We start from the raw sequence: 21,145 nt of genomic DNA, 5'->3' as shown, positions 1-21,145 counted from the left end.
AGAATGAAAAAAATGACTTTGGCCTCAGTGCTGGCAGTCGCCGGTCTGGGTTTAGGTGCCCACAGTTATGCCAATGAAGGCATGTGGCAACCCCATCAGCTGCCTCAGTTGAAAAAAGAACTGAAGCGCATGGGCCTGAAAATTCCCGTTAAACAAATTTCCACCCTCACCGACTTTCCAATGAACGCGATTATCAGCCTGGGTGGCTGTACAGCGTCTTTTGTATCTCCCGAGGGTCTGGCCGTGACGAACCATCACTGTGCCTATGGCAGTATTCAATACAATTCCAGTGCCGATAATAATCTGCTGGCCAATGGCTTCCTGGCGAAAACCAAGGATGCCGAGCTGAAAGCGGCACCGGGCTCGCGTATTTACATCACCGAATCACTGGACAATGTTACCGATAAGGTTCTGGGTGATTTAAGTGCCGAGCTGAATGGCAGCGAACGCTACCAGGCCATCGAAGACAAAGAAAAAGCAATGGTCGCCGAGTGTGAGAAAGACGAAGGCTATCGCTGTGAAATTTACAGCTTCCACGGCGGCCTGGAGTACTACCTCATTAAGCAACTGGCCGTCCGCGATGTTCGTCTGGTTTATGCACCTGCCGCCAGCATTGGTAAATTCGGTGGCGATACCGACAACTGGATGTGGCCCCGCCACACCGGCGATTGGGCCTTCTACCGCGCCTACGTCGGCAAAGATGGCAAGCCGGCCGATTACAGCAAGGACAACGTACCTTACAAGCCTAAAAGCCACTTGAAAGTGTCTGGTAAAGGCGTGAAAGATGGCGACTTTATTATGGCCGCTGGCTACCCAGGCCGTACCAACCGCTATCGCACGTCTGATGAAGTCGTGAACAACTTCACCTGGGCCTACCCAACGGCTAAAGGTTATCGCGAGCAGTACATCGACGTCATTAAATCGGTGGCACCGGCAGGCAGTGATGCTCGCATCAAATACGAAAGCACCATCGCTGGTCTGGCCAACTACGCCAAAAACTACGGCTCGATGATCAAGAGCTTTAACAAAGGCGATATGCTGGAGCGTAAAAAGTCACTGGAAAGCAATCTGCAAAAATGGATTGATGCCGATGCCTCACGCAAAGACCAGTACGGAGCTGCTATCGCTGAACTGCAACGTTTAATTAAGGAAGGCCAGGAGGGTCAGGAGCACGATCTGCTGTACGCTTACATCAAGCGCACAAATATGATCCCTGCTGCCCAGCGCCTGCTGCGCCTGGCTCACGAAAAACAAAAAGCGGATGCCAAACGCGAGCCGGGTTATCAGGATCGTGACATGACCCGCTTTACCCAGCGCATGGAGCGTATTGACCGCCGCTATGACGCTAATGTTGATGCGGCCGTACTGCTGCACTTCCTGGAAAAATACGCCGCCTTGCCAAAAGACCAGCGCATTCCAGCGATGGATAAAGCCTTTGGTTTAGGCGATGGTTTCAATTCTGAAAACGTCGCCGCCGTGTTGAAAGACATGCACAAGAAAACCACTCTGGGCGATAAAAAATCACGCTTGGATTGGATGAACAAATCCGTGGCTGATTTTGAATCCAGCAACGATCCGTTCATCCAATTGGCGGTTGCTCTCTACGACCATGAGATGGCCGAAGAGAAAAAAGAAAAGGCACGCATTGGTGAACTGCAACAGGCTCGCCCCGCCTATATGGCCGCGATCATTGCCTACAATGAAAGCCTGAACAAGCCTATTTATGCGGACGCCAACAGCTCCTTGCGCGTAACCTTCGGTAAAGTAAAAGGTTATAGCCCGCAAGACGGCTTAGTGGCCAAGCCATTCACCACACTGGAAGGTCTTGTCGCCAAGTACGTTAAAGGCGATGCGGAATTTGATTCTCCACAAAAGCAACTCGATGCGATCGCCAAGAAAGACTATGGCCGCTACAAGCAGAAGTGGATGAATTCGGTTCCTGTAAACTTCCTGGGTACTCTGGATATCACCGGTGGCAACTCCGGCTCTCCGACCCTGAATGGTCGTGCCGAACTGGTTGGGCTGCTGTTTGATGGTGTATATGAGAGCATCATTGGCGACTGGGATTACGACGATAATCTCAACCGTTCCATTTCCGTTGATTCTCGCTACATGCTGTGGGTTATGGAAAAAGTAGACGGTGCCAACAATCTGATTGAAGAAATGGACGTCGTGTATTAATCGCTGCGCTCTACTGTACCGATCTCAGGTGCGGCAAGATCATCGCGAAAAAGGGCAGCTTGAGCTGCCCTTTTTTTGTTTTGGGTACTTTCCAAAAGCTCTGGCGACGCCTCAAGCCTGGGTACCACTCCCGGCTTAGTAGATCTGCCGAAAAGTAATATTAAGCCGCCGTCGTCCAAGCAAGGAATGTTCGCTGTCTTTCAGGGTTTGTACCCCATGAAAGCAAAAACGTGAGGCTCCCCCCCAAACGACCACATCGCCGTGTTGCAATATCAGCTTCTGGCAAGGGTCATCCCGCCGCAAACCACCAAATAAAAAAGTCGCGCTTACCCCCAGGGAAATCGACACTATCGGAGCGGCCTTATTATTTTCATCCTTGTCTTGATGCAGGGACATTTTACTGCCAGGCAAATACTGATTAATCAGGCAGGCCTGGGGCTTGAAACGTTGATAGCCGGCTTCACTGGCAGCCTTTTGGGCCAGCGTCAAAAATATTTCGGGCATAGCTGGCCAGGCGTTATCACTGAGAGGATCACGCTCCTGATAGCGATAGCCTCGCCGATCGCTGACCCAACCCAGACTGCCACAATTGGTCATCGCGACAGACATGGTATGGCCCCCTGGGGTGACCAAATGCCGAAACGGTGCCTGCTCCACAATGGGGCCCAAGGCCTCCAGAATGGTGGGCACATATTCCAGGGCAAAACCCGGCAGACAAACTGCGCCCTCCGCGATGAGCTGCCTCTGGCGATTGTCATCATTGAGTTGATCAAAAAGATCGGCCATGTTCTATGCTCTTATTCGCCCTCCAGGAAAACAGCACCGCTGTGATCCTGCCCCACAATATCTTCAGGATTTCTGAGGGGACAAGCCTTTAAACTCAGGCAACCGCAGCCTATGCACTCCCCCAATTCATCACGCAATTGATTCAACTGGCGAATACGCTCATCCAGCTCCTTTCGCCAATGCCGGGACAGACGCGCCCAGTCCTGTTTATTCGGTGTGCGCTGGTCAGGCAAGGTCGACATCGCCTCTTGAATGCCCTGCAAGCTGATACCAATACGCTGGGCGGACTTGATAACCGCCACCCGTCTCAGCACATCTTTATTGTAGCGTCGCTGATTCCCACTATTGCGCCAACTGCTGATCAAGCCCTTGCTCTCGTAGAAATGCAGGGTGGATACGGCCACGCCGCTACGCTTGGCCACATTCCCTACCGAAAGTCCTTCTTGTTCTTTCGCCATAATCATCACTGTATTCACAGGGGCACACCGCCTGTGTAAAGCCTTCGCTCTGCCTTCACACGGCCCATTTCTATTTTTTGTGATTTATAGCAAAAAAAAGTGTTGACCTCAAGTTAACTTGAGGTTTTATAGTCTCCGCCGACTTAACGAAATACACAAAAATTCGCATGGGAAGCACTAGTACAGGAGGCACAGTCATGCACGCTATTTCAAAGATTGATACATCAAAAAAAACCATCGCCATTTTGTCCAGTTCTCGTCGCAACGGGAACACCGCCAAATTTTTGGAGCTGCTGCAAGACTACTGGCCAATGGATTTTGTGTACCTGGAAGATCACGATATCCAGCCTTACGATTACCACTACCGCCAGCAGGATGATGACTTTCACCCCATCATGCAACGCGTATTGGCTTATGAACATATTATTTTCGCTTCACCTATTTACTGGTACTCCGTACCCCCGGCCATGAAAGCGTTTCTGGATCGCATCAGCGATTACATGTCTCTGGAAAATTTGAAAGAGGATGGTCGAAAGCTCAGAGATAAAAAGGCCTATGTACTCACCACATCCTGTAGCAGCGAAGCATCAAAGACCTTTATCAGTATGTTTCGGGATACCTTTAACCACCTGGGAATGGACTACCAGGGCTTTGTTCACGCTAATTGTGCGGATGGTTTTATCGCGAACCGTGAACGTGCCCAGTGTGAGGAATTCGCCTTGCGGGACAAGAAAATCTGGCGCCACATAAAACACAGTTTGCAAGCCTGCGCCTTTTGAAAAACGAGAGGCAACAAGCCGAAGGCATAGGGTCTCAGCAGCTTTCCAGAGCCCTATGCCTTGGTCTATACGACGTTATAGTTTGACACCGCCCCAGTTTTCAATCTCACTGACAAAAGCGGACAACCAGGCATTGGTTTGGTGGGCGTCTACAGCACGGTGGTCAATGCTCAAGGAAACATAGCATTTCGGACGAATACGCATGTCATCACGACCATCGACCTCAACCACTTCAACACGCTTTTCCATTTTACCAATGCCCAGAATGGCAACCTGCGGCTGATTGATAATAATTGGCGCAGCCATCAAACTGCCACTGACACCGTGATTGGAAATAGTGAAAGTTCCGCCTTTCATATCAAATGGCGTCAGCTTGTTATCGCGAGCCCGTTGAGTTTGATCATCCAATGCCTGGGCAATACCAAACAAATCCATAGCCTGTACGTTTTTCACCACGGGAACCACAAGGCCCTTATCACCCAGAGCCGTTCCCACACCAATGTTAATGGACTGAAAAATTTCCAGAGCATCTTCATGGAACTGAGCATTCATATCGGGCACAGCGGCCATTGCCCTGGCACTGGCCGCGAGAAAATAAGCGGTAAAAGTAAGCTTTACGCCCTTATCTTCAAATTCTTTTTTATGCCATTTTCGGTGTTCAATAATATTACTCATATCCATTTCGAACACGGACGTTACATGGGGCGCTTTTTCAAGCAGACTTTCTACCATGTGTTTGGCAATAGCTTTACGCATACTGCTGTGGGGCACCATTCGGCTGTTCATATCACCCATAGCAACCGCGGTATTCACCGCTGCGGAGCTTGTCGCTTTTTCAGCTTGCCCGGAAGCGATATAAGACAACACATCTTCGCGGGTAATTCGACCACCGCGCCCACTGCCCTGCATCAACTCAATATCGAGATTGTGCTCGGCAACCAATTTACGAACGGCCGGCCCCATCAGATGGCGACAGGATTGATCTTTCACTTCACTAACATCAGCTACCGTTTGCTGTGGTGCGCTGACGGATTCCACATGACCCGAAACCGGGATTTCAGCATCTGCTGATCCAGTCTCGGTATTGATCAAGGCCATGATCGAATCGGGCTCAACTTTATCACCCGATTGAAATTTTTGTTCTTGCAAGGTCCCCGAACAGGGAGCAACCACTTCGATGGCCACTTTGTCGGTTTCCAGTTCCACCACCGGCTCACCTTCCTGCACAGCGTCGCCAACATTAAACAGCCATTGACTCAAGGTGGCTTCGGTACCTTCCAACTGCTCCGGGGTTAAACGTAATTCTTGTACACTCATCATTACAGCTCCAATAAATCCGTCATTTCCCGAACAATATCTTCCACCGCAGGTACAGCGGCTTCCAGCAGATGAATATTATGGGGGCTTGGAATATCAGGCATGGTCAAGCGACGCAGCGGCGCATCCAGATCGAAGAAACATTCATCGCTTAAAGTCGCCGCAATTTCCGCACCGAAGCCAGCAGTTTTATTGTCTTCATGCACAATCAGGCAACGAGCCGTTTTACGAACCGATGCCAAAACGGCTTCTTTGTCCCAAGGCTGGATGCTGCGCAAATCGATCACTTCGATAGCGTCTTTTTCCGGATTGAGTTTTTCAGCGGCCTGTTCGCAGCGCTCAACCATCGCGCCCCAACTGATGACCGTCAGACGTGACCCTTCGCGCAGAGTTTTGGCTTTACCAAAAGGCACCACAAAATCATCTCCCGGGTAGGGGCGACGAGCCCAACTGTTATCAATCAGTGCCCGGTGTTCAAAAAAGATGGTCGGGTTGTTACTGCGCAGCGCCGAACGCAAAAGGCCTACGGCATCTTCCGCATTGGAGGGCATAACCAATTGCCAACCTACTTTATGTGCCCACTCCACTTCATCCGACATGGAATGCCAGGGATCACCACGACGAGCAAAACCACCGGGTACTCGCACCACCATCGGCGCTGCAAATTTGTTCGCTGTGCGCCAACGCATAATGCCGGTATCGGTGAGCTGCTCAGCAGCGGGCTCAGCGTATTTACGGAACTGGATTTCCGGCACAGGCATTAAGCCGCTCAGAGCCATACCTACCGAGCGACCAATAATGCCCTCTTCGGAAAGACTGGTATCAAACACTCGCTGCTGACCGTATTTTTGATGAAGCCCCAAGGTAGCACCGTGCACACCACCTTTCGGCCCAACGTCTTCACCGAACACCAGAACCTTAGGGTTGCTCTGCATTTCAACGTCGAGGGTTTGACGAATGGCGGCGAGCATATTCAAGCGACGACCTTCCGGTTTCGCATCGCTTGTGCTTGCCGGGAACTGATGATCCTGAGTTGCCAAACCCCCGCGAGTTTGCACGATGGGCTGGCCAGCAGCATCTTCTTCGCTGTACACAAATCGGGTGATTGCGGCAGGATCCGGCTGCGGGCGATGCATGGCCTCGTCAATGGCGTGTCGCACTTTTGCCTCGGCACGCTCTTCAATTTGTGACCAATGGGTTTCACTGACCAAACCATTATCGAGCATAAATTGCTTCAACTTCGGCAGAGGGTCTTTCGCCTGCTCGGCTTCGATCATCTCCGCCGGTTTATAAGTCTGGGTATCCTGGAACGTGTGACCACAAAGACGGGGAACTTTTAAGCGCAGCAGACAGCAGCCTTTTCCGGAACGCACATAATCAACCGCTTCCTTGATTTTGCAGGCGGCTTCCAGAGGGTCGGTGCCATCCCCGTCAACAATATGCAGCTGTTTGTAGGCCGCCAGGTTAGCCACCTGATCACCCCCAGGCGTTTGTACTTCCTGGGGCACCGAAATGCCGTAGCCATTGTCTTCAATGTAAAACAAATGAGGTAGATTATTGGTGGTAGAAATATTCAAGGCCGCCCAGAAACCGCTGGTCGACATGGAGGAATCGCCCCCCATGGAGACACCAATAGCTCCCTCGTAACGGCCATCATTCAATTCATCGCGATGGTAGACAATCGACTGCGCCCAGCCGCTTATTGGCGAGAACTGGGACCCCACGCCACCACACATGGGAAACAGGGTCGTACCGGTCGACTCACCATTGCGCATATTCGGGTAGTTACACACCACACCGATATCGCGTCCGTCGCTGTAACCACCAGAACGTGCCAGTGGGCCGGCGACTGCTTCGACGAAATCCAGGCCCAGCGACAACACAAAGGGGCGCGAGCGGTAGTACCCGGTGGCACCGTCGTGCTGGTGGTTAAGCAGACTGCCCAACAATACCTGGGCCAGATCGTGGCCACGGGCGGAAAACTGATTAAAGACCAGCTTCTGGGGCACCAGCTCCTGTTCTTCAATGGTATCTATGGCACGAGAGGCCAAAACAATATGGGCAATATGGGGCCAGTCAAAAGCCTGAATGGCCTTAGCGGAATCGGCTGTATCAATCATCGTCACTTCACATTTTGATTATGGTTACACCGCCTGTCGGCAGTGGCGCAAAGCAGGGCTTTAGCGCTTTATCACTAATGAATACTGTAGCTTTTGGGGCCCGAAATGTGATTGCGTTTATTGCCTGGAGCCAGCTTGCGATAGAAACCAATTGCGAAAAGCACCCCCAATTAGGAAACAATATTGCTTTGTTATCGTGATTTATTAACTATATGATATGTAAACGATTTAGCCGAAGGGCCTGTTGGGCCCGATGGCAGCCTATTAGAATGACAATAAAATCAAGAGGCCAGTGATGGATAAATACGATGCGCAAATACTGCATGAACTGCAGACCGAAGGGCGCCTCTCCAATCGGGATTTGGCGGAACGCATCGCCCTGTCCCCGGCGCCCTGCTGGCGTCGAGTGAAGCGCCTGGAAGATGAAGGCTATATCCGTGGCTACAGCGCCCAGGTCAACCACAAGAAAATTGGCCTGCAAATTATTGCCTTTGTGGAAGTCAGCTTGAACATCCACCACCCGGAAACCATTCAGAATTTCCTGACCATGATTGCCAATGAGCCCGGGATTCTGGAATGCCATTCGGTCACCGGGCAGTGCGACTACCTGCTGAAGATCGTGTCGAAGGACATGGAAAGCTACGAAACCTTTGTCTCCACCCAACTGTTAACAGCGCCTGGAATCCGCTCGGTGAACACCTTGATTTCCATGCGTCAAAACAAGTTAACCAGTGAATTGCCCGTGGCACTGGACTAACGTTTCAGACCCGGCATAAATTTGTTTACGTTCATCCCTTGTCCTGCGTTAAGGGTTGACTACAATGGATTCCCTTTCGCTCATAACAAAAGTGAGCGAAAGACCATAGCGAACACGGGGCCAGCGCCCCCATTTAAATTGGAAACTATCATGTTTGAGCAGCTCAACATTATCCCCCAGGACCCCATCCTCAGCCTGATGATGGAGTTCCAAAATGACAGCAACCCTAACAAAGTCGATCTGGGTGTCGGTGTTTACAAAACGCCAACCGGTGAAACCCCGGTGCTGACCAGTGTAAAAACCGCCGAAGAGTATCGCTGGCGCAACGAGGCCACTAAATCTTATATTGGCGGACCGGGTAATGCTGACTTTAATCGCTTGATGCGCGAGCTGGCTCTTGGAAAAGACCACACGGTTCTGGCCGAGCAACGCGTCGCGTCTATCCAGGCTCCTGGTGGCTGCGGCTCCCTGCGTCTGGGCGCAGAACTGATCAATCGCGTGAAGCCCGGCAACAAAATCTGGATGAGCAATCCAACTTGGGCCAACCATGTGCCTTTATTTGGCGAAGCCGGTTTGGAAATTGCCGAATACCCTTACTACGACCGCGAAAACTGCTCCGTTCGTTTCGCCGAAATGTGTCAAACACTGGAGCAGGAAGCCCAGGCAGGCGACATTGTGTTGCTGCATGCTTGTTGTCACAACCCTTGCGGCGCTGACCTGAATGCCGAGCAATGGCAAACCATGGCAGAGCTGTGTAAAAACAAAGGTTTGGTACCGTTTCTGGACATGGCTTATCAGGGCTTTGGCTCTGGTTTGGTCGAGGACACCATCGGTGTTCGCACGATGGCCGACACCGTTGAAGAAATGTTTGTCGCCATTTCCTGTTCAAAAAACTTCGGCCTGTACCGCGAACGTATCGGCTTGCTGATGGTGATAGCCAAAGACAGCCATGCTGCAGACGCTGTTAGCAGCCAGCTGATCAATCTGGCCCGAGGTATTTGGTCCATGCCACCTGCCCACGGTGCAGCTTTGGTTGCCACCATACTGGGTTCCGATGAACTGACCACGCAATGGGAAGCGGAAGTCAAAGAAATGCGCGATCGCATTAATGGCTTGCGAAGTCAGGCGGTCAGCAAATTGAACGCCGCATGTCATGGTGTTGACTTCAGCTTTATTGAAAAAGAGTTTGGTATGTTCTCGTTCCTGGGCATCAGCCCTGAGCAAGTTGCCAAATTAAAAGCTGAATACGGCATTTACATGGTGAGCTCTTCACGCATTAATGTTGCCGGCTTGAACGACAGCAATCTGGATTACTTTGCCGACTCAGTGGCTAAAGTTTTGTAATATGAACTCATGGGCAGAGCATCGGCTCTGCCCATATCCCCCTGCTGTATTCGCCAGGTTTGTCACACCCAGGCATTTTTGTCCTATACGCACTATCTCTTAATAACACTATCTCTTAACAACACTGTCTCTTAGGCACACCATTCTTAGCCCCCTGCTCTCACGCACTCTTGCCGCATCCTATATTTTTTCCAACGCCGCAGACTCTCTCCTGCTGAAGGGTTTTCAAGCTACCGTGCGGATAGGTGCCCGTATTGTGGGAGTCGATAATCGTGAGCGATATTGGTATATTTGACCAATTCAATGAATTTAAGTCATAAATATGATTGAACGCTTGCACCTGGAAATCGTCAAAGCCGTCGCGGAACACAAGACCCTGACCCGCGCCGCCGAGCATCTATGCCTGACTCAATCGGCCCTTAGCCATTCCATCAAAAAGCTGGAACAACGCCTGGGCACGCCACTCTGGCTCAAGGAAGGGCGCGGTCTGCGCCTAAGCCCGGCGGGAGAACGCCTGCTGAAGCTGAGCCAGCGAATATTGCCCCAGCTCAGCCACTGTGAAGAAGAGCTACAGGAATTTGCCAAGGGGCGCCGTGGCCAACTGCGCATCGGTATGGAATGCCATCCCTGTTATCAATGGCTACTGCGTACCGTGTCGCCGTTTCTGCAACAATGGCCTGATGTGGATGTGGACGTAAAGCAACGCTTTCAATTCGGCGGACTCGGCGCGATTCTGCACCACGATATCGATCTGCTGATTACACCAGACCCCATTCAGCACCAGAGCCTGGAGTACATGGCGGTCTTTGATTACGAGTTGGTTCTGGTCGTCAATGACGAACACCCATTGGCTGGAGAAAGTCATATCCAACCGGAACAATTAAGTAATGAAACCTTGATTACCTACCCGGTAGAACGTGATCGTCTGGATATTTTCAGCCAGTTCTTAGCCCCAGCTCAACAAATGGTAAAAAAACACCAGAGCATTGAAACCACCGACATTATGTTACAGATGGTTGCCGCAGGACGTGGAATCACTGCATTGCCGGCCTGGTTGTTGGAGCAGTATCAAAATACCCTACCACTGCAATCCTGCAAGCTCGGCAAAAAAGGGATCCACAAACATATTTATTTGGCCCATCGAAAAAACGATGAGGAAATTGATTATCTGAAAGGTTTTATCAAGCAAGCCAAAAGCACAACCGCCGATATTGCAAACCTTCGTCACTGAACAATATTAGGGAGCAGAGCATCCGCCCTGCTCCCCACGCAGTTTAGTGAACCGGATTAGAATAAGCCTTGCTGATATTCACCACTTTCATTGCGGTAAATTCGTGGAAGCCCTCCTCGCCCCACTCGACGCCCAAACCCGATTCCTTGGCGGGAGCGAATGGAATGTGCGGACCAAAGGCGCAGTGCTGATTAATCCAGACCGTGCCTGAATCGATTTGCCCGGCTACTTCACGCGCTCGATCCAGATTACTGGACCACACCGAGCCCCCCAATCCATAGTCAGAATTGTTTGCCCGCTTGATAACGTCCTCGAGATCGCGGTAACGCACAATAGGAAGTATCGGACCAAAAGGCTCTTCGTCCACAACCGCCGCGCCATCTTCGATATCCCGAACCACCGTCAGAGGCACAACAAAACCCGGAGCATCGGGCACTTCACCACCGGCAATAATACGACCATTGGCTTTGGCGTTATCGATATACGAACACACTTTATCGAACTGCATACGGTTTTGTACCGGGCCAAACTGTACACCTTCGTCCAAGCCATTGCCGACCACCGCTGCGCTGGCAAGTTTGCCGATCTCTTCACACAACTCATCGTAGATAGATTCATGTACATAGAGGCGCTTAAGCGCGATACACACTTGACCAGAATTTAAAAAGGCTGCACCAAAGATGCCTTCCGCAACTTGTTTGGGATCGACATCATCGAGAACAATTGCGGCATCATTACCACCCAATTCCAACGTTAAGCGCTTTAAGGTATCGGCAGCACTGGCCATGATTTTCTTACCCGTCGGGGTAGAGCCGGTGAACGACACTTTTGCAATGCCCGGATGACTGCTGATTGCAGGACCAAGATCATTATTGTCGCAAAGTACATTCACCACCCCGGGTGGAAAAATATCAGCAATCAATTCAGCCAGTTTCAGGCTGCTCAATGGCGTCGTGGGTGCAGGCTTGATAATAATGCTGTTACCCGCCATAACCGCTGGCGCGATTTTATAAAGGCTGATCAATAACGGGAAATTCCATGGGCAAATACCTGCCACGACCCCCAAAGGCTCACGTAAAACCTCAATACGACCATTATCATCGTCGCTAAGCACTTTATTTTCGATTTCACATTCCGCGAAGTGATTTGCAAATAACTGAGAAAACATCACCTCATCGCGTGCTTGTGCGAGAGGTTTTCCTTGTTCTTGAGTAAGAATGCGAGCAAACGCCTCGGCATTCTCTTCAACAGCCGTCGTGAGCTTTTTGATATACGCACCACGCTCTGAAAAGCTCAGTTTCCGCCAAGATAGATAAGCCTTATGCGCAGACTCTACTGCCTGATTGAGCATGGCTTCATCAGCGACCGGGCATTGAGCCACAACACTTTCATCGGCGGGATTCACTACATCAATCGACGCAACGCCATCACGCAACTCACCATCAATCAGCATTTTATACTGGGTCATTCTCGTTCCTCGCTTATTCTCTATGAGGCTATTTGCTCAACCATGATTTCCCGCATTCGGAATTTCTGGATTTTTCCCGTTACCGTCATCGGAAACTCTTCCACAAACTCAATAAATTTGGGTACTTTGAAATGGGTAATTTTGTCTTTGCAGTAGGCTTGCAACGCTTCGGCGTTTAAATTCTGATCCGTTTTCAATTGAACCCAGGCACAAACTTGCTCGCCATATTTTTCGTCAGGAATGCCAAAGACCTGAACATCCTGAATCGCTGGATGGGTAAACAGAAACTCTTCCACTTCTCGAGGATAGACGTTTTCCCCGCCGCGAATGATCATATCCTTCAATCGGCCGACAACTTGCACAAAGCCTTCAGCATCCATCACGCCAAGATCACCCGAATGCAACCAGCCATCGGCGTCGATAGTTTCAGCCGTACGCTCAGCCTCTCCCCAGTAACCTTTCATGACAGAATAGCCACGAGTGCAAATTTCGCCGCGCTCCCCAATAGCCACAACATTACCCAGTTCGTCACAGATTTTTACTTCAAGACGCGGCCCCGGGCGACCAACAGTCTCCACCCGTTTCATCAGTGGGTCATCAACCGCCGTCATATGATTCACCGGACTGAGTTCCGTTTGGCCATATGCAATCAGCACCTTGTCCATATGCATCCGGGCAATCACCTGTTTCATAATTTCGGCCGGGCATGGCGCGCCCGCCATAATGCCAGTGCGTAAGCTGCTTAGATCAAAGTGGTCAAACTCAGGATGATCGAGTTGAGCAATAAACATGGTAGGCACTCCATGCAAAGCCGTGCAGGATTCCTCGGCAACCGCTTTCAAGGTGCTCAATGGATCAAAAGCCTCATCCGGAAAAATGGCAGCGCTGCCATGGGTAATGCAAGCGAGATTTCCCATGACCATACCAAAGCAATGATAAAGAGGAACCGGAACACAAAGACGATCGTGTTCATCCAGCTGCATGCCATCACCGACAACCTTGCCATTGTTCAGAATATTGTGGTGGCTCAACGTTGCGCCTTTAGGGTTGCCCGTGGTGCCACTGGTAAACTGAATATTGATCGCGTCATGGCAATCCAGTGTGGATTGAACAGAGCGAACCTGTTCCTGATGGCTTTCCCCTCCCAGCTTCATCAGCTCAGAAAAGTTCAGCATCCCTGCTGATTGAGCATCGCCCATCCGAATTACCCATTTCAGTTCAGGTAATTTTTTGGACACCAAAGCCTCAGTTGGCAAGGGACCTCCATCACGACAAGGAGAGTGGCTTTTAAGTTCTGGCATCAACTCATTAAGCATGTCCAGATAATGGCTGGTCTTAAACGATTCAGCAGCAATGATGGCTTTACACCCTACCTTGCTTAGCGCGTATTCCAATTCATACAAACGGTAAGCCGGATTGATACACACCATAATCGCGCCGATTTTGGCCGTGGCAAATTGAGTAAGGCACCATTCCACTCGATTGGGGGACCAGATACCCACTCGGTCTCCGGGTTGAATTCCCAAAGCCAACAAACCTGAAGCCAATCGTTCGATCTGTTCCTGGTACTCTCGATAAGACCAACGTATATCCTGATGCTTTACCACAAGTGCCAGGGCTTCTGGAAATTTCTCGACCGTTTGATCAAAGGCATCCGGGATGGTCATATCCAGTAAGGAAACATCATCGGGACCATTCAGCTGCGATTGCGTCAAGCTATTAACCTGCATTACTCCACTCCTTCTCACGCAGTTCAACCCGGCGTATTTTTCCACTGACGGTTTTAGGCAGTTGTTTTACAAATTCAATTTTTCGGGGGTACTTATAAGGTGCAGTAACCGACTTCACATGTTGCTGTAACTGCTGCTTCAACTCATCGTTGGCCTCCACACCTTCGGCCACCACAATAAAAGCTTTGACCACTTCACCTCGCTCTGAATCGGGACTTGAGGTCACCGCCGACTCGATAACAGACGCATGTTCCAATAAAGCGCTTTCCACCTCGAACGGGCCAATACGATAGCCGGATGATAAAATTACATCGTCAGCGCGGGATACAAACCAGAAAAAACCTTCTTCATCCACCGTCGCTCTATCACCAGTGATGTACCAACCGTTTCTGAAACAGGCTGCGGTTTTTTCCGGCAAGCCTTTGTATTCCTTGAATAGACCCAGAGGTGGTTTCGGGCTCACATTAACTGCGATATCGCCCTCCTGATTCGCCGGGAGTCGGTTGCCGTCGTCATCAATCACCGCCAGATCAATGCCTGGAATAGGCTTACCCATAGAACCGGGTTTGGGTGTCATTTGCGGTGTATTGCCACAGAGTATGACCGACTCGGTTTGGCCGTAACCGTCGCGAATGGTAATGCCGGAGGCCTTTTTCCAGACATCGATCACTTCGGCATTTAGGGGCTCACCTGCACCCACACAGTGACGCAATTTCCCAAAGTTGATGTTGGACAGCTCACACTGAACAAACATGCGATAAACCGTTGGCGCAGCACAAAACGTGGTGATGTTGTAGCGAGAAAACATTGCCAGACTCTGCTCCGGATTGAAGCCGGGCGAGTGGTGCACAAAGATAGCGGCTCCTCGTAACCAGGGAGCAAAGTAACTGCTCCAAGCCGCTTTCGCCCAGCCAGTATCACTCAGATTCCAATGAAGATCGTCGTCACCCAGATCCAACCAGTACTTTCCGGTCGTGGTATGGGCTTTGGCATAAATATGATTATGGATACACATCTTGGGATAGCCAGTTGTACCCGATGTGAAATAGCAGAGCGCATCTTCGCTGGATTCCGTATCAACTGCCGGAAAATCCGCTTGGGCATTACGCAGTAACTCATGATAATCGAGCATGCCTTCGCAATTGTGCTCACCCACCGTAATGATGTGTTTAAGCTGAGGGCTGGAACTTTTTACGGCACGCAGTTTTTCCGCCTGTCCCGACTCAGCAATCAGGCAAGTCGCACCGGTCGCTTCAAGACGATAGGCGATGTCTTTTTCTGACAACTGAGTGGTGCCTGGCGAAGCCACAAGCCCCATCCGTAAACAAGCTGTCATGGTGTACCACCACTCCAGTTGACGCCCCATCAGGATAATAACGGTATCGCCGCGCTTTACGCCCTGAGCTTGCAGCGCTGAAGCCAAACGCTGGGATTCCAGACTCAGCGTTGAAAAGCTGACTGTTTCTTCATGGCCACTTTCGTCTACCCAGACAATCGCGGTTTTATCCGCTTGCTCAACCGCAAACTTGTCCACAACTTCACGTGCGAAATTGTAGTGAGTGATTACGGCGTTTTGATCTTTCTGCATCGTACTTGTACTCATTTAAAAACCCCGCCTTGCGACGGGGAAACACACACTACTCAGACCAACTGTAATTGAAGGACACACCCCACCAGCGCGGCAGGCCGTAGTAATTCTCCACCAAGCCAAAACCACCCACCGACGGCTCACCAGCCAAATCAAAGGCCATGGTGCGATACTCTTCATCAGTCAGATTGTTTACGAACAACTCCACTCGCCAACTCTCATCAGCGCTGGCATAGCTCAAACGAGCATTACTGAGGGTGTAGGCGCTTTCTTTGCCTACCGGAGAGTTTTTCAGTTGGAAGTAATGATCATCCATGTAAGTGGCGTCCACTTGCGCCACTACACGCGCATCTCCGAGATCCCACTGGTAGCGCAGTAAGCCGTTCAAATTCCACTGAGGCGTCAATACCGCCGTACGATCTACAGGCGTGCCATCTGGCAAGGTGTAAGCATCTTCAACATTGTTATCGATATAACCTGCACCAAAAATCACCTCCAAGCCATCAGTAGGCGCAGCAAATACTTCAATTTCCGCGCCCTTCACTTCGGCATCCGTGTTGAACACGTAGGTGGTTAAACTTTCCAGAGCAAAGGCTTGGTAATCCTGGTAGTCGTAGTAGTAGCTCGCACCATTGACTCGCCATTTACCATCGTCTGAAGACCATTTGAAACCCAGTTCATAAGCATTCAGAACTTCCTCATCGAATTTCATTTGGCTGGTTGGGCGACTGCCGTTGTAAAACAAAGTGGCATCAAGTGGCGCATTAAAGCCACCGGCTTTAATGCCGCGATTGTAACTGGCGTACACCAGGGTATTGTCGTCAGGCTTCCAATCCAGTTGCAGTTTTGCCGTAATCAAATCCTCATCGATGCTGGCATCGTTGGTATCACCCACAACCAGAGCTTCGCCAAAGCCAGTACCACCGGGATCATTGGTCACGGCTTGTGGACTAAAGGTAAACAAAGGGCCACCCAAACCCAAGCCATCAATGGCCGATACCTGGCTGGAATCTGTTGCAGCGAATAGAGAAGCGTACTGTTTGAAATCTGTAGTTTTGTCTTCGTTAGACCAGCGCAGGCCAGCGTGAACTGTAAATTCTTCGCTAAGATCGTATTCCACCTGACCGAAAAAAGCCGTTGACTTGGTTTCGGTTTTAAACGGGCTGTAAAGACCCAGAGTATCCAGACTGGCATCATCCAAACCGGCACCGGGGAAAGCAGCGCGGAAGAAGTTGGCGGCGATACCACCATTGGCAAAATCACCTTCGATTTCTAAATAGTAGGCGCCCGCTACCCAACGCATATTGTCGCTATCACCGCTGAAACGAAATTCCTGGGACCACTGATCCAGATCACTTTGTAAAAAGAAAGAAAAAAAGTCGTTAGGCGATGCATCCGAATCTTCGAGATAATCTTTTTCCAGGGTCTGAAAATCGGTAATACTGACAAAGTCAAAATGTTCAAATTCCAGTTGAATGTTACTGGTAAAGCCTCGGGTTTCGACCTTATTGTGGCCAATCACATTGTACGCGCCGGAATGTACGTCGCTGTTGTTTTCCTGAAAAGCAGGAACCAGAGAATCACCCAAATCTTGTAAATCAGCACCATTGAAAGGCAAACCCAAACCAGTGCTCGGGTCAACGCGAGCAGAACTGTGTTTAAAAAAACCGGAATCGATGTCTTGCTCACCTGCTCGGGCACTCAACAACCACTGACCGGATTCAAACTCCCAAAGCAGTTGCGCACGCAACGCCCAATCGTTACCGTCATTCAAGTCTGTGCCAATTCGGTTTTCAATGTAAGGATCATGCTTATTGCGCAAAAACGATAAACGTCCGGAAACGGAATCCGTCAGACCACCACCAACGGCGCCTTCAACCTTGATCTGATTATTGTCGGCCAGCGTTAAATCAATATAGCCTTCGTTTTCCTGGGTCGGCTTCGCTGTGATGTAATGCACCAGGCCACCGGTTGCGTTACGACCAAACAACGTTCCTTGCGGACCACGCAAAACTTCTGCCCGCTCCATATCAAAAAGCTGGAAGCCAGCACCGGAAGCGGCACTCACATAAGCTTCATCCACATACACCGCGACAGGCGATTCCTGATGATCGCCGGAAAAGTCGTTCTGACCAACACCGCGAATGCTGGTGAAAAAAGAGGAGGGGCCGTTGGGCTGGATAGTGGTCACACCAGGCGTCATGGCTGTGATTTGCTGGGCTGTATCGTAGCCCAGCTCCTGCAATTGATCGCCACTGAATGCCGTAACGGCTATACCAACATCCTGCAAGCTTTGCTGACGTTTCTGGGCGGTGACCACAACTTCTTCTATGACCGAAGAATAGCTGTTCATGGCTATGGGCAGGCTTAAGGCGATAGCCGTCGCCAATGCTGAGTGCTTCATCTTATTTACCTTCTATCATCGTTATTGTTTTGTAGGTCAACCGTACTATATTTTCAATAAATAGGTCAACCGTACAATTTTTAATAAAAAGCGATCCGCTTATAATTATTTATATGTTACGTGTACTAATTCTGGCTTCTGATATAATCACCGCCGATGCTCAACAGCGATAAAGAGGTTATCTTGACTAGCGCGAACAAAGCCAAGAATGGCGTTTACAACAAAGGCAAAAATCGAATTAACGATATTCTCGACGCCGCCCATGAATTACTTATTGATGCCGGCTATCACAATTTTTCCATGCGCAAGGTTGCGGACGCCGCTGGCATTAAACTCGGGAATCTGCAGTATTATTTTCCCAGCAAAAGCGTTTTGGTTTCGGCTATGCTGGACAAAACCATTCAGGTATACCTCGACGAGTTTGATGAAATCCGTACCCACGGCAACCCCGAAGAGCAATTTCAAAACCTTCTCAAACATGTCATCAGCGATCTGACCAAACGGGAAACCACACAGTTTTTCCCAGAGCTGTGGTCGCTCTCCAATCACGAAGAAGAGATGACCGTGCATATGGATCAGATGTATGCCAAATACCGCAGCACTCTGGGTGACATCATTACCGAAATGAATCCGGCACTGACCCCTAAACAAGTGGAGAAGTTGGCTTTATTTATCAGTGCCTCTGTTGAAGGCCACACGGTATTTATCGGGCATAACAAACCTTGGACCAAGGAAGTCGACAACATTATTAAAATGGCGGTTCAAAGTTTTACCTGGCTTATCGAGCACGGCGAAATCCCCAAACGCTGAATGCACAAGCGAGGCTTAGGGGGTTTTCACAAACTGCTTAACCAGAGCCTCGCGGGTATTCATGACATCCACCAGCACCTTTGCCCGCAGCTTTTTCACTTCAAGTTCGGTATAGGGTGAAAAACTTTCACCTTCCCCGTTGTTATTTTTGTCTGTGGACAGGCTTTCCAGCATCCAGTTCAGCAATTCGGCCAGCTCGGCATCATTGAGCGGTGCATTCGCAGAACCCGGAACCTGAACAAGAAACTCACGCCCGCCAGGTACCGCCAGGAATTTGTGCAATTCGCCTTTCATGCTTGGCACGCTACCCGGCTTTCCGCTGCCATCTGCAAGATGGCAGCCCTGGCAGTTGATCATGTAATTAATTCTGGGCTCCATCGCGGCTGATGCGAGTGTTGGCAATAGAGCAAATGCTATGGTTATCTTTTTAATGGCAGTAAGCATATCGAATACCTATCGCAAATCAGGGCTACTTCAAGTCCCGCTGATTCTCCAGCAACTGTTTACGCAGATTCCCGTTACTCACAGGATTGCCCTTTGTTTTACTCAAGCGCTCGACTTCTTTTTCGCTGAACGGCTTCCAGTTTTCAGGCTTACCGTTCTTATCAACTTTGTTGACAGCGTAATTAAGCAGCTCACTGACCTCTTTCGCACTTAGATCACCGGTTTGGGCAGGCATTACACCGGAATAGTTTTGTCCCTCAACGGTAATCATACCCATCAAGCCACCATACAGAACCTGTACAACATACTGCCGTCCAAGCTCGCTATTGCTCATTTTTGCCAGCCGATTTTTAAGCGGGGGGAAGGCGCCGGGGATCCCCTGGCCTTCCGCCAGGTGACAAGCGACACAGCGTGCAAAGTGTTTTTCAGCTTGATCAGTTTCAGCCATTAAGGGCGTACAAAACAGCCCGCTGGCGAGCAGCGCGATTTTCGTAATGCGTTTTGTCTTCATCAGGTTCACCCCGCCGAATCTGTTGCAATGCCCAAAACGATTGCGGTCGAACAGGTGTATACCGTGCTCGAAGCACCCAAACACCAGTTGGTGTCATTGTTAGTTTGCGCACGATAAATCGGGGTATCGCGCTCATTGCGATTACACAGACACCGACCGCAACTGCTTGTACCGCAGCAATCGTTATAGGAGATAATATAATTCTTGCCATCTTCGGGATTTAAACAGGTGCCAATCCAGGTGATGGGCGACATTTCTGTTCCCGGCGGACAGGTATTCTGAGTACCGCCACAACAGCTGCACAAAAAGCCATCGATGGCGCAGTAACGCCAGTAATCACACTGGCTCGGATCACCTGGGTCGCCCTTCACTCCAGATTCCTGCCTTGCGACTCCCGGATACATCCCTTCTGCCGATGAGGCTGCACTGGCTCGGGCCACTGGCAACAAGGGAATCGCGGCACCACCAACCAATGCGGTACCAAAGCGAGTAAGAAAACTACGACGCGAGGAATTCTGGGCCAAGCGGCGGGAGGTGTTTACTGTTAACTTATCTAACCACTTCATCATGCTTCTCCTTCACACAGCGTTACACGCGAATTTCTTTTGCCAAATCGTCATCGCTGCCTTGCTGCAAATAACTTTGGATGGAATCAATGCCCAATTCTTTAGATTCAAACAAGCTTTCCAGGTGCTCACGGGAATTAATGAGCCCCATGGAACTCACATCACCGCTATCATCGATCAATACGGCATAGGGCAATTTGGCAACACCATACAATTTCCCCAAACGCTCCGAGAGCACATAATCAAACTTTTCCAAGCGGTATTCGGTAATAAAATCTACATGTTCCTGCGCGTCTCCATCGCTGGCTAATATCACGCTTAACCATGAGGATTCGGCCTGGGCGCTGGATTTCAAAACAGGCAGCAGGGTTTTACATACCGGGCAACTCGGCGAAAGAAAAAATAGCAGTTGTGCTTTCTTTTGCTGGGCACCAACGGTTATCGCTCGGCCACTGGCCAGCTCTTCCACTTCCAGAGCCGGGGCTTTATCACCCACTTTCAGAGTTTGATTCATCATCAAGGCACCTGCCGGTGCTACACGCTCATACAGTACACCGATTTGGCGAGCCAGAGCGACGACGACCAGCAACAGGGCAATCACGCATAACCAGAGAATGGCGTTTGAGATCAGTAGTAATTCAGTCATAGCGT

General features: G+C 50.2%; 18 protein-coding genes. 6 read left to right on the top strand and 12 right to left on the bottom strand.

Annotated features, from left to right (window positions below; all coding sequences use genetic code 11):
* Positions 1-3 precede the first annotated feature (3 nt).
* A complete protein-coding gene (locus G8768_RS06165; RefSeq protein WP_166849794.1) occupies positions 4-2,181 on the top strand; it encodes a S46 family peptidase in 2,178 nt (725 codons plus the stop codon).
* A gap of 135 nt (positions 2,182-2,316) precedes the next feature.
* Here the strand turns inward: G8768_RS06165 and alkB are convergent, their stop codons facing one another.
* The gene (alkB, locus tag G8768_RS06160; protein ID WP_166849796.1) at positions 2,317-2,967 is read right to left on the bottom strand and encodes a DNA oxidative demethylase AlkB; all 651 of its coding nucleotides are present in this window, start codon (positions 2,965-2,967) and stop codon (positions 2,317-2,319) included.
* A gap of 11 nt (positions 2,968-2,978) precedes the next feature.
* Entirely contained in the window at positions 2,979-3,425 is a 447-nt protein-coding gene (soxR, locus tag G8768_RS06155; protein WP_166849798.1) for a redox-sensitive transcriptional activator SoxR, read from the bottom strand.
* A gap of 197 nt (positions 3,426-3,622) precedes the next feature.
* On the opposite strand from soxR, the gene G8768_RS06150 reads away from it, so the two are divergent.
* Positions 3,623-4,204, top strand: coding sequence for a flavodoxin family protein (locus tag G8768_RS06150; protein WP_166849800.1), 582 nt, complete (start codon positions 3,623-3,625; stop codon positions 4,202-4,204).
* A gap of 75 nt (positions 4,205-4,279) precedes the next feature.
* On the opposite strand, the gene G8768_RS06145 is transcribed toward G8768_RS06150, so the two are convergent.
* Complete coding sequence (locus G8768_RS06145; RefSeq protein ID WP_166849802.1) at positions 4,280-5,524, bottom strand: dihydrolipoamide acetyltransferase family protein; 1,245 nt, start codon at positions 5,522-5,524, stop codon at positions 4,280-4,282.
* Positions 5,524-7,641, bottom strand: coding sequence for an alpha-ketoacid dehydrogenase subunit alpha/beta (locus tag G8768_RS06140; RefSeq protein WP_166849804.1), 2,118 nt, complete (start codon positions 7,639-7,641; stop codon positions 5,524-5,526). The genes G8768_RS06145 and G8768_RS06140 overlap by 1 nt, the downstream gene beginning before the upstream one ends.
* 295 nt (positions 7,642-7,936) lie before the next feature.
* On the opposite strand from G8768_RS06140, the gene G8768_RS06135 reads away from it, so the two are divergent.
* The 3 genes from G8768_RS06135 (at position 7,937) to G8768_RS06125 (ending at position 10,973) form a co-directional block, all read left to right on the top strand.
* Positions 7,937-8,398, top strand: a complete 462-nt coding sequence (locus tag G8768_RS06135; RefSeq protein ID WP_208020080.1) for an Lrp/AsnC family transcriptional regulator — start codon at positions 7,937-7,939, stop codon at positions 8,396-8,398.
* Between the two features lie 150 nt (positions 8,399-8,548).
* Complete coding sequence (locus tag G8768_RS06130; protein WP_166849807.1) at positions 8,549-9,742, top strand: amino acid aminotransferase; 1,194 nt, start codon at positions 8,549-8,551, stop codon at positions 9,740-9,742.
* Between the two features lie 322 nt (positions 9,743-10,064).
* A complete protein-coding gene (locus tag G8768_RS06125) occupies positions 10,065-10,973 on the top strand; it encodes a LysR family transcriptional regulator (protein ID WP_166849809.1) in 909 nt (302 codons plus the stop codon).
* 43 nt (positions 10,974-11,016) lie between these two features.
* Here G8768_RS06125 and G8768_RS06120 read toward each other — a convergent pair whose 3' ends face one another.
* Genes G8768_RS06120 through G8768_RS06105 form a run of 4 tightly spaced genes read right to left on the bottom strand, consistent with a single transcriptional unit; the run spans position 11,017 to position 18,163 of the window.
* Positions 11,017-12,441 carry an aldehyde dehydrogenase family protein gene (locus tag G8768_RS06120; RefSeq protein ID WP_166849811.1) on the bottom strand — a complete coding sequence of 475 codons (1,425 nt, stop codon included), beginning with the start codon at positions 12,439-12,441 and terminating at the stop codon, positions 11,017-11,019.
* A gap of 20 nt (positions 12,442-12,461) precedes the next feature.
* Positions 12,462-14,171, bottom strand: coding sequence for an AMP-binding protein (locus G8768_RS06115; protein ID WP_166849814.1), 1,710 nt, complete (start codon positions 14,169-14,171; stop codon positions 12,462-12,464).
* Complete coding sequence (locus G8768_RS06110) at positions 14,161-15,774, bottom strand: AMP-binding protein (RefSeq protein ID WP_166849817.1); 1,614 nt, start codon at positions 15,772-15,774, stop codon at positions 14,161-14,163. Before G8768_RS06110 ends, G8768_RS06115 begins: the two co-directional genes overlap by 11 nt.
* 34 nt (positions 15,775-15,808) lie before the next feature.
* Positions 15,809-18,163, bottom strand: a complete 2,355-nt coding sequence (locus tag G8768_RS06105; protein WP_166849820.1) for a TonB-dependent receptor — start codon at positions 18,161-18,163, stop codon at positions 15,809-15,811.
* Positions 18,164-18,346: 183 nt separating this feature from the next.
* Here G8768_RS06105 and G8768_RS06100 point away from each other — a divergent pair, with 183 nt between their 5' ends.
* On the top strand, positions 18,347-18,973 hold the full coding sequence (locus G8768_RS06100) for a TetR/AcrR family transcriptional regulator (RefSeq protein WP_166849823.1): 627 nt from the start codon (positions 18,347-18,349) through the stop codon (positions 18,971-18,973).
* A 15-nt stretch (positions 18,974-18,988) separates the two neighbouring features.
* Here the strand turns inward: G8768_RS06100 and G8768_RS06095 are convergent, their stop codons facing one another.
* From G8768_RS06095 to G8768_RS06080, 4 genes are read right to left on the bottom strand one after another with little or no spacing between them, the layout of a single operon-like run.
* A complete protein-coding gene (locus G8768_RS06095; protein WP_166849826.1) occupies positions 18,989-19,417 on the bottom strand; it encodes a c-type cytochrome in 429 nt (142 codons plus the stop codon).
* 25 nt (positions 19,418-19,442) lie between these two features.
* Complete coding sequence (locus tag G8768_RS06090) at positions 19,443-19,928, bottom strand: c-type cytochrome (protein ID WP_166849829.1); 486 nt, start codon at positions 19,926-19,928, stop codon at positions 19,443-19,445.
* 5 nt (positions 19,929-19,933) lie between these two features.
* Positions 19,934-20,497, bottom strand: a complete 564-nt coding sequence (locus tag G8768_RS06085) for a methylamine dehydrogenase light chain (protein WP_243749364.1) — start codon at positions 20,495-20,497, stop codon at positions 19,934-19,936.
* Positions 20,498-20,516: 19 nt separating this feature from the next.
* Positions 20,517-21,140 (bottom strand): redoxin domain-containing protein, encoded by a 624-nt coding sequence (locus G8768_RS06080; protein WP_166849834.1) that lies wholly within the window; start codon positions 21,138-21,140, stop codon positions 20,517-20,519.
* Between the last annotated feature and the right edge of the window lie 5 nt (positions 21,141-21,145).

Origin of the sequence: Pseudoteredinibacter isoporae, from assembly GCF_011602085.1 — a bacterium.
Lineage (GTDB): Bacteria > Pseudomonadota > Gammaproteobacteria > Pseudomonadales > Cellvibrionaceae > Pseudoteredinibacter > Pseudoteredinibacter isoporae.
Note: the sequence above shows the minus strand (reverse complement) of the source record. Positions and strands in the feature narration are given on the sequence as shown.